The sequence below is a fragment of the Nonomuraea maheshkhaliensis genome, assembly GCF_039529435.1.
Taxonomy (GTDB): domain Bacteria; phylum Actinomycetota; class Actinomycetes; order Streptosporangiales; family Streptosporangiaceae; genus Nonomuraea; species Nonomuraea maheshkhaliensis.
Genome location: NZ_BAAAMU010000105.1, coordinates 25,180 through 34,934, shown reverse-complemented (window position 1 = coordinate 34,934; position 9,755 = coordinate 25,180). Strand labels below are relative to the sequence as shown.

The window sequence follows — 9,755 nt, the reverse complement described above, 5'->3', positions numbered from 1 at the left end:
GCCACGCCGCCTGCGTGACCGCCGCCGCCGACCTGCGCACGGCCGTCCGCCACCTGAGCGCCTACGCCGATCGAACGAACCTCTGAGCCGAGCAGGCGAGCCACCGTAGACGCGCCGTGGGGCCACCGGAGAACCGCTGAAGACCAGGGCGGCGATATCCGATTGCTTGGCCGATGCCCGATGTGTCAGCGTCGCTGGACATGATGTCAGGGCAGGTGACGGGGGTGCGGTACGCGGGGCCGGCGCTCGCGTTCGGATCCTCGTGGTGCTTCGCGTTCTCCGGGCCGATGGCCAAATACCTCGACGCCGCCGGCCTGGCGCCGATGGAGGCGGTGTGGGCGCGGATGGCGGGCGCGGGGCTGCTGCTCGTGGCGGCGCTGGCCGTGGTCAGGCCGCGGGCGTTGCGGATTCCGCGCTCCAGGGTGGCGTTCGTCGGCCTGTACGCGGTCATGGCGGTGGCCGGCGTGCAGTCCCTGTACTTCGCCGCGATCACACGCCTGCCGGTGGGGATCGCGCTGCTGCTGGTCTACCTGGCGCCCGTGATGGTGGTGGCCTGGGTACGGCTGGTACGCGGAGCCCGGCCGGCACCCGCCGCGTACGCCGGGGCGGTCGTCGCGATCGTGGGCCTCGGGATCGTCGCCGAGGCGTGGCAGGAGATACGGCTGGACGCGGTCGGCCTGGTGCTGGGGCTGCTGGCGGCGGCGTGCTCCGCCGGATATTTCCTGATGAACGATGGCTTCGGGGCGGAGATGGATCCGCTCGGCCTCGTCGCCTGGGGGATGACGGGGGCGGCCGTGGTGCTGATCCCGTTCGCGCGGCCCTGGGCGATGCCGTGGGAGGCGTTCACAAGGTCCGTCACGCCCGCCGCCGGTGGCCAGCGGCTGCCCGTGCTGCCGGCGTACCTGTGGATGGTGCTGGTCGCGACCGTGATCGCGTACATCATGGGCGTCAACGCCGTGCGGCGGCTGTCGGCCGCCGTGGCCGTCACCGTGGCGTCGCTGGAGGTCGTCGGCGGGGCGGTGGTGGCCTGGGCGCTGGTGGGGGAGAGGCTGGGCGGGTTCCAGATCGTGGGCGGGCTGATCCTGCTGTCGGGCGCGCTGCTGGCCCAGACCGCCACCGGCCTGGGAGCCCCCCGGAAACCGGCCGCGGCTCGCCGCTAGCCCGCCCCAGTCCTTCTCCAGGAGGAAGGTCAGTCCTTGTCCTCCGGGACGGGCGCCTGTCCCGGGCCCTCCTTCTCCATGACGGTCAGGTCGCGTTCGGCGTAGAGCCGGTGCTCCCACTCCTCGTTGAGGATGATGCGCAGGCAGTTCCTGAACGGGAAACCCTCGGCCTGCGGCCAGCCCGGCTCGGGGCGCGACACTTCGGAGGCCAGTTGCTCGTCCGTGAGCGACTCCATGACGCGCCGGACCATGGCCTGGCGTTCGCCGCGGATCGCGAGCACCTCGTCGAGCGAGGGCCGGGCCGCGCGGTCCCACGGAAAGCCGCTCCGCTGCGGCGCGTCGTCCCACGGCAGGTCCAGCGGGTGCCACGGCGAGAGGTCGCCGAGGATCATCCTTCCCGCCCAGGCGCCGGTGGCGAAGTTGAGATGGCGCAGCGTCTGGATGAAGGACCACTCGTCGTCGACCTCGCGGTGCAGCGACTCCTCCGGGAACGTCCTGGCCCGCGCCACGGTCTCCGACCACAGCCGTTCCAGGATCGCCCAGGCCTCGCGGAAGCCGTCGGCGTCGGCGGGCCGCATCCTCGCCCGGTCCGGCATGCGGCGGTTCAGCTCGGCGTCGACCAGCGGCGCGATGTCCACGCCGTTCACGACGACGCGGCCCAGCTCGCCGCTGATCTCGACGTCGACGAGTTCGACGCCGCGCAGCCGGGTGTCCTTGAGCAGGGCGCCGCGGATCCGGGCGCCGGAGAAGTCGACCGACCGCATGCTCGCGCCGTCCAGCGACACCTTGCGGAAGGTGGCGCCCGACAGGGTCACGCCCTCGAAGCGTGCCCCTGTCAGGTCCTGCTCGTGGAATTCGGAGGTCATGACCGTCACGTTAGGACAGGTTCAGGACGATCCGCTTCCGGATCCGCCAGCGTTCAGGCCAGGCGGGCCACCCCTTCCAGGAGCCGGTCGACGTCGGAGCGGTCGTTGTAGTGAGCCAGGCCCGCGCGCACCGCCCCGCCCGTGTCGCGGATGCCCAGCACGCCGGTCAGCTCCCAGGCGTAGTTGTGCCCGTTCCACACGTTGACGCCCCGCTTGGCCAGGTGCTCGGCCACCTGGCGTGGCGTGTGCCCGGCCACGTTGAAGTACACGGTGGCGGTGCGCCTGGCCGGTTTGCCGTACAGGGTGACGTGCGGCATCGTCTCCAGCTCCCCGAGGAGCACGGAGAACAGCGCCGTCTCGTACTCCTCGGCGGCGCTCATCGAGGCCAGCAGGCGTTCGCGGCGGCTGCCCGTGCCCGGCACCATCGCGGCCAGGTGGTCCACGGCGGCGGTCACCCCGTCGAGGTCGGCGAAGGCCGCCGTCCCCCTCTCGAACCGCTCCGGCACCGTGTCGGGCGAGGAGGCCAGCTTGTCCGGCCTGATCGTCTCCAGCAGCGCCGGGTCGGCGATCACCGCGCCGATGTGCGGGCCCGACCACTTGTACGCGCTCGTGGCGTAGAAGTCCGCGCCCAGCGCCCGCATGTCCACCGGGCCGTGCGGGGTGGCGTGCACGCCGTCCACGTACATCAGCGCGCCGGCCCGGTGCGCCAGCTCGGCGATGGCGGGCACGTCGGGGCGGGTGCCGAGGATGTTGCTCGCCGCGGTGACGGCGACCACCCGGGTGCGCTCGTTGATCAGATCGGCGTACTGCTCGACCGGCAGCTCGCCGGTGACCGGGTCCACCTCGGCCCAGCGTACGGTGGCGCCGATCTGCGTCCATGGCCGCACGTTGGCGTCGTGGTCGAGCCGGGAGAGCACCACCTCGTCGCCGGGACCGGCGATGGCCCCGGCCAGGCGGTAGGTGAGCGTGGTCATGTTGGGGCCGAGGATGACGCCGCCGGGGTCGCCGCCGACCAGGTCGGCCACGGCGGCGCGGCAGGCGGCCACGATGGCGTCGGAGCGGTGGCTGGCCGGGAAGGCACCGCCCACGTTGCCGATCCCCGTCCGGTAGGCGGTGGCGATGGCGTCGATCACGGGCCGAGGGGTCTGCGTGCCGGCCGCGCCGTCGAGATAGGCGTAACCGTCGGACAGCGCGGGGTACGTGGCGCGTACCTCTTTGATGGGGAAGGGCATGATATGTAGATGCTCAGCCTCCGCGACCTCAACCGTGCCACGCTGGCCCGTCAGCATCTTCTCTCCCGCCACCAGGGGGACGCGGCCGACGTGGTGCACCGGCTGGCCGGGCTGCAGGCGCAGGAGCCGCGCCCGCCCTACCTGGGGGTGTGGACCCGGCTGGAGGGATTCGAACGCGACCACCTGCACGTGGCGCTGCACGCGCGCACGCTGATCCGGGCCACCCTGTGGCGGGCCACGCTGCACCTGGTGACGGCGGCGGACTTCGCCGCGTTCCGGCCGGAGGTGGCGCCCGTGCTGGCCGCCGCGGCCCGGCGCTTCGACGGGATCGACTTCGCGGCGGTGGTGGCCGCGGCTGACCGGCTGCTGGCGGCGGGGCCCATGACGTTCAACGAGCTGCGGCCCCGGCTGCTGGAGGAGTTCCCCGGCGCGTACGACCGAGCGCTCGGGTACGCCGTCCGCATGCTCACCCCGCTGATCATGGAGCCGACCGCGGACCGGTGGAGCTTCCCGCGCGAGGCGGCGTTCGGGCTGCCCGGCATCGAACCGGCGCCCGCGGGCAGGCCGGCCCTGATCGAGCGCTACCTGGCCGCCTTCGGCCCGGCCACCCCCGCCGACGTGCAGACCTGGTCGGGGCTGAGCGGACTGCGCAAGGTCATGGAGGGTATGGAGCTGGACAGGGTGACCGACTTCGCCGGAAGGGAGCTGTTCGACCTGCCGGGGGCGCCGCGGCCGGGCGGTGACGTGCCCGCGCCCGTACGCTTCCTGCCCGACTTCGACACGCTGATCCTCGGCCACGCGGACCGGACCCGGGTGCTGGCCGACGAGCACAAGAGCCTCGTCGTCACCAAGAACCTGCGGGTGCGGGCCGTCTACCTGGTCGACGGGTTCGCGGCCGGGACCTGGCAGATCAGACGGTCGGGCAGGAAGGCCAGGCTGCTCGTCAGCCCGTTCGGACCGGCCGGGCTGGAGCCGCTGGAGGAGGAGGGGCTGCGGCTGCTGGCCTTCGCCGAGCCCGACGCGGCGACGCGCTCGCTTGAACTGGCGGATCCGGTCTGATTGGTTCGGGGACGGAGGTGTGACGATGCCGCAGCTGACCGCCCTCGACGCGCAGTTCCTGCACTTCGAGACCGCCACGAACCCGGCCAACATCGCCGGCCTGGCGATCCTCGACCGGGACGTCAACCGCGCCGAGCTTCAGGCCCTGCTCCAGCAGCGGCTCCCGTACGTGCCCGCGATGCGGCGCAAGCTGGCGCCGGTGCCGCTGGGGCTCGACCACCCGTACTGGACCCAGGAGGACGACCTCGACCTCGACTACCACGTACGCGAGATCGGCCTGCCCCCGCCGGGCGACGAGCGGCAGCTGGCCGACCAGGTCTCCCGCCTGCACGCCCGCCGGCTCGACCGCGGCCGCCCGCTGTGGGAGATCTACCTGATCCACGGGCTGTCCGGCGGACGCATGGGCCTCTACACGAAGATCCACCACGCGGCCGTGGACGGGGTCGGCGGCGCCGACGTGCTGGCCGCGCTGCTCGACCTCACGCCCGAACCCGCACCGCCGCCCGAGGGCGAGCCCGAGCACGACCCGCCGCCGCCCGGGCCGGTGGGCATGCTGGTGCGCGGCCTGACCAGGCTGGCGGGCAACCCCGCCCACGCCGTGCGCTTCGCCGCCCAGGCCATCCCGCACCTGGACGAGATCCCCGTCATCTCCTGGCTCCCCGGCGCGGCGACCGTCTCCAGCCTGGCCCGCCGGCTGGCCGGCAGCGGCCGGGTGCCGGATCTGCCGGTGCTGCCCGCGCCCCGGACCCCGTTCAGCGGCCCGCTGTCGGCGCACCGGCGCTTCGCGTTCGTCTCGCTGCCGCTGGAGGAGATCAAGCGGGTGCGCAAGGCGTTCGGGGTGACCGTCAACGACGTGGTCATGGCCGTGTGCGCGGGCGGGTTGCGCCGGTGGCTGGCCGCGCACGGCGGCGTGCCGCACCAGCCGCTGGTGGCGGGCGTGCCGTTCTCGCTGCGGGCGGTCGGTGAGGAGGGGCCGGGCAACCAGGTGGCGATCATGACCGCGCCGCTGGCGGTGCACCTCGCCGACCCCGTCGAGCGGCTGTACCACGTACGGCACGCCATGCACCGGATCAAGGACCGCTTCTCGCTGTCTCCCGCGCGGTGGCTGCGCGAGTTCAGCGAGTCGATGCCGGCCGCGCTCATGGGGCTGGCCTCGCGCTCGGCGTTCGACCTCGTGGGCCAGGCGGCGCCGCCGATCAACCTGATCGTCTCGAACGTGCCGGGGCCGCAGTTCCCCCTGTACGTGTGCGGCGCGCGGCTGCTCAGTCACTACCCCGTCTCGGTGATCACGGACGTGAGCGGCGGCGTGAACATCACGGCCTTCTCCTACGACGGCTCGCTCGACATCGGCGTCGTCACCGACAGGGAGATGGTGCCGGACGCCTGGGAGCTGGCCGGCGACCTGCGCGAGGCCCTGGACGAGCTGCGCGAGGCGGAGGCCGGCTCGCCGCGGTGACCCCCGCGGCCGGGCCGGGGCGGCGAATGGTTGGCGTCCAGAGGCTTTCGGCCGCGCGAGCGGGGGAACCTAAGGAGGGGCCTAGGGAGGGCCCAAGTGAGGGCCCAAGTGAGGGTACTGTGCCGGGGTCCGGCGGAGAGGGGTACGGGTGGGGTCGCGCGAAGGGCTGATGCGCTGACCGGGCCGGCGGTGTGCTCAGCGGACGGCGTACGCGCCGATCGCGGGCTCCAGCAGCCCGAACACCCGGCGCGCGGTGCCGTCCAGCGCCTTCGCGATCAGCTCGTCGTCGTCGCTGTCGCCGTCGCTGTCGTCGTCGCCCCGCCCTTGGTCCGTCTCTCGGCCGTCCTGGCGCGGGGTCTTCTGGTCGCCGGCGCTCGGAAGGGCGGCCAGCATGCGTTCGTGCAGGTCGCGGAAGAGCAGGCGGTCGGCCGCCGCGAGCTGGGCGGCCACGGCGCGGGCCACGACCGGATCACCTCCGGCCGCCTCGGCCTCGGCCGTCAGCTGCGCGGCCAGCGCCAGCTCGCGCTGCTCGTGCAGGTCGCGCAGGCGGGCGACCAGGGTCGGGCTGTCGGCGATCATCCGGGCGAACGCGGGCCCGGTGAAGCCGATGACCGGGTCACGCCGCTCCACCGCCGCCAGATACTCCCGGCGCACCGCCTCCAGCGCCGACTCACCGGGAGGCCGGTCCGCCACCACCCGCGCCAGACCCGCCACGAACTCCTCGTGGTGGTCGAGGGCCAGGTCCTCCTTGCGCGGGAAGTAGTTGGTCACGGTCATCTTGGCCACCCTCGCGGCGGCCGCGATGTCGGCGATGGTGGTCCGGTCGAAACCGCGCACCAGGAACAGTTGGGTAGCGTGGTCAGAGATGGCCTGCCTGGTCTCTCGCTTCTTCTGTTCCCTCAAGCCCAAGGTGTCGATGCTCATAGCCGCAGTCTTCCACAAAATTTTAGGTTCGACCTTATTTTAGGTTGACTCTTCTTTGAAGGCAACCTAATGTTGGGTGCGACCTAAGTTTATGTCGCCGTCCACAGCCCCCAAAGCGAGCGAGGAGTGAGTTTTGTCCCAAGCAGCAGAGGTTCTTGAACTGGACGACAACGTTGCCGAGGGCGGTGCGGGCGTCGGCGCCGACTCGGTCAAGGTCTATCTCAAGGCGATCGGCCGGGTGCCGCTGCTCACCGCCGAGCAGGAGATCGAGCTGGCCAAGCGGATCGAGGCCGGTCTGTTCGCCAGGGAGCGGCTCGACACCGAGCCTGGCCTGTCCGACGAGATGCGCGCCGACCTGGAGTGGATCGCCGCCGACGGCGCGCAGGCCAAGCGCCGCATGCTGGAGGCCAACCTGCGGCTGGTGGTGTCCATCGCCAAGCGCTACACCGGGCGCGGCATGCTCTTCCTCGACCTGATCCAGGAGGGCAACCTCGGCCTGATCCGGACGATCGAGAAGTTCGACTACCGGCTCGGCTACAAGTTCTCCACCTACGCCACGTGGTGGATCAAGCAGGCCATCACCAGGGCCATGGCCGACCAGGCCAGGACGATCCGCATCCCCGTGCACATGGTGGAGCTGATCAACAAGGTCGCGCGCACCCAGCGCCGCCTGCAGAGCGAGCTCGGTCGCGAGCCCACCCCCGAGGAGATCGCCACGGAGTGCGAGCTCGAGGTCGACCGCGTCAGCGAGATCCAGGGCTATGGCCGCGAGCCGATCTCCCTGCACACGCCGCTCGGAGACGAGGGCGACAGCGAGTTCGGCGACCTCATCGAGGACACCGAGGCCGTCTCCCCGGCCGACGCCGTCTCCTTCGCCCTGCTCCAGCAGCAACTGCACTCGCTGCTCGACCAGCTCTCCGAGCGCGAGGCGGGAGTGATCAGCATGCGGTACGGCCTCAACGACGGCAAGCCGATGACCCTCGACGAGATCGGCCGCATCTACGGCGTCACCCGCGAGCGCATCCGCCAGATCGAGGCCAAGACCATGTCCAAACTGCGCCATCCGTCCCGGTCGCTGGCGCTGCGCGACTACCTGAGCTGACCCCGGCTCGCCGCTTGGTACGAGGTGCGGACTGAAAGGCTGCGCAAACGGGAACTCAAGAGTGTCGCCGTTGCCCTACGGGCCCCCTCCACGGTGACCTACATTCCAAGGCGTGAAACGCTCCCGTTCGAGCCTCGTCCACCAGGTGACGTACGCGACCAAGAACCCCCACAAGATCCTGCCCCACCTGCGGCGGCTGGCCCGCGACACGTGGTTCAGGCTGCGTACGCGCGACCACGTCGCCTACTACCGGGCGGTCATGAAGTCCGACACCGCCCGTGACCCCGAGGGCGCCGTCGGGTCCCACACCCACAAGCGGTGGCTGGCCCTGGGCCGGCTCCAGTTCGACTACCTGCTCGAACACGGGCTCAAGCCCGAATGCCGCATGCTGGAGATCGGCTGCGGCAACCTGCGGGCCGGCCGGCTGTTCGTCGGCTACCTCTACACCGGCAACTACTACGGCATCGACATCTCGCCCGACATCCTCATGGCGGCCCAGGACACGATCGTCAAGCACGGGCTGGGCGACAAGCTGCCCTACCTGACCCCCGTACGCGACCTGCGCTTCGCCTTCCTGCCCGACGAGTACTTCGACGTCGTCCACGCGCACAGCGTCTTCTCCCACTCCCCGCCCGACGTGATCGAGGAGTGCTTCGCCCACGTGGGCCGGATCATGAAGCCGGACGCCTGGTTCGACTTCACCTTCGACCGGACCGAGGGCAAGGAGCACCAGGTGCTGCGGGAGGACTTCTACTACCGCACCGAGACCCTCATCGCGCTGGCCGAGAAGCACGGGCTGCGGGCGGTCTTCATGGAGGACTGGGAGAACCGGCACAAGCAGTCGAAGATCCGCATCACCCGCCGCCGGGCCGGCTGAGCCGCCGCCGGCCGATAACCGGATGCGCGGCGTCTCCGGCAGCGCATAGGGTCGTCTCACGTGAGAGACGTCCGCGCCCTGCCCAAGGCCCACCTGCACGTTCACCTGGAGAGCACCGTACGCCCGCGGACCGTGCGCGAGCTGGGCGGCCCGCCCGAGCACGGCGGGACGTTCGCGACCTTCAGGGAGTTCGCCGACCAGCGGGCCAAGGTGCGCGAGGTCCTGCGCACGGCCGAGCACTTCCGGCGGATCGCGGTCGAGTTCTGCGAGGACGAGGCCGCCCAGGGCACCCGCTACGCCGAGGTGACCTTCACCGCCGCCGCGCACGGGGAGCGTGTGGGCGACCCTGAGATGCCGCTGCGGGCGGTGCTCGACGGGCTCGCCGAGGGGCGGGAGCTCTACGGGATCGACTGCCGGGTGCTGCTCGACCACTCCCGGCGGCGGCCGGTGGAGCGGCTGTGGCAGACGTACCGGCTGGCCACCCGGCACGAGCAGGTGATCGGCATCGGGCTGGCGGGCGACGAGAGCTATCCGCTGGCCCCGTTCACCGACGTTTTCGCCGCCGCCTGGGACGCCCGGCTCAATCTGGTGCACCACGCGGGCGAGTCGGCCGGGGCCGACAGCATCCGCGACGCGCTCGGCCCGGGCCGCGCCGACCGGCTCGGGCACGGCATCCGGGTGCTCGACGACGACGACCTCGTGGCCGAGTTGAGCGAGCGCGGCGTCCCCCTGGAGGTCTGCCCCACCTCCAACGTGCTGCTCGGGCTGGTGCCGTCGCTGGCCGAGCATCCGCTGCCGCGGATGCGGGAGGCGGGGCTGACGGTCACGATCAACACGGACGGGGAGACGGCGCTGGCCGACGAGTACGCCCGGCTGCGTGACGTCTTCGGGTATGGGGACGCGGACCTGGCCGATCTGGCCCATGCCTCCATCGACGCCTCGTTCGCCCCGATCGACGTGAAGGCCGAGCTCAGGGCCGGGGTGAACGCCTGGCTGGCGGCCCCGGGCGATGCGGGCGCCGCATGACCCCGGACGACCTGCCCTCCTCCGCCGGACGGCCCGCTGACGGATGGCCCGCG

General features: G+C 71.8%; 8 protein-coding genes and 1 pseudogene. 6 read left to right on the top strand and 3 right to left on the bottom strand.

The features are described from left to right. Positions 1–200: 200 nt before the first annotated feature. On the top strand, positions 201–1,160 hold the full coding sequence (locus tag ABFX54_RS43120) for an EamA family transporter (protein WP_346112739.1): 960 nt from the start codon (positions 201–203) through the stop codon (positions 1,158–1,160). Positions 1,161–1,189: 29 nt separating this feature from the next. Here the strand turns inward: ABFX54_RS43120 and ABFX54_RS43115 are convergent, their stop codons facing one another. Next, complete coding sequence (locus ABFX54_RS43115) at positions 1,190–2,026, bottom strand: DinB family protein (protein ID WP_346112737.1); 837 nt, start codon at positions 2,024–2,026, stop codon at positions 1,190–1,192. Positions 2,027–2,079: 53 nt separating this feature from the next. Further along, positions 2,080–3,258 (bottom strand): cysteine desulfurase-like protein, encoded by a 1,179-nt coding sequence (locus ABFX54_RS43110; protein ID WP_346112736.1) that lies wholly within the window; start codon positions 3,256–3,258, stop codon positions 2,080–2,082. A 9-nt stretch (positions 3,259–3,267) separates the two neighbouring features. Here ABFX54_RS43110 and ABFX54_RS43105 point away from each other — a divergent pair, with 9 nt between their 5' ends. Both ABFX54_RS43105 and ABFX54_RS43100 read left to right on the top strand, forming a co-directional pair. Then, positions 3,268–4,317, top strand: coding sequence for a winged helix DNA-binding domain-containing protein (locus ABFX54_RS43105; RefSeq protein ID WP_346112735.1), 1,050 nt, complete (start codon positions 3,268–3,270; stop codon positions 4,315–4,317). Between the two features lie 25 nt (positions 4,318–4,342). Further along, positions 4,343–5,773 carry a WS/DGAT/MGAT family O-acyltransferase gene (locus ABFX54_RS43100; RefSeq protein ID WP_346112734.1) on the top strand — a complete coding sequence of 477 codons (1,431 nt, stop codon included), beginning with the start codon at positions 4,343–4,345 and terminating at the stop codon, positions 5,771–5,773. A gap of 195 nt (positions 5,774–5,968) precedes the next feature. Here ABFX54_RS43100 and ABFX54_RS43095 read toward each other — a convergent pair whose 3' ends face one another. Continuing rightward, the gene (locus ABFX54_RS43095) at positions 5,969–6,697 is read right to left on the bottom strand and encodes a TetR/AcrR family transcriptional regulator (RefSeq protein WP_346112733.1); all 729 of its coding nucleotides are present in this window, start codon (positions 6,695–6,697) and stop codon (positions 5,969–5,971) included. Positions 6,698–6,884: 187 nt separating this feature from the next. Between ABFX54_RS43095 and ABFX54_RS43090 the strand changes: the two are divergent. The 3 genes and pseudogenes from ABFX54_RS43090 to add all read left to right on the top strand — a co-directional run. Next, positions 6,885–7,799, top strand: a pseudogene (locus tag ABFX54_RS43090) (RNA polymerase sigma factor); the annotation flags it as partial. 112 nt (positions 7,800–7,911) lie between these two features. Next, on the top strand, positions 7,912–8,676 hold the full coding sequence (locus ABFX54_RS43085) for a class I SAM-dependent methyltransferase (RefSeq protein WP_346112732.1): 765 nt from the start codon (positions 7,912–7,914) through the stop codon (positions 8,674–8,676). A 60-nt stretch (positions 8,677–8,736) separates the two neighbouring features. Next, positions 8,737–9,702, top strand: coding sequence for an adenosine deaminase (gene add / locus ABFX54_RS43080; protein ID WP_346112731.1), 966 nt, complete (start codon positions 8,737–8,739; stop codon positions 9,700–9,702). The last annotated feature ends 53 nt before the right edge of the window (positions 9,703–9,755 follow it).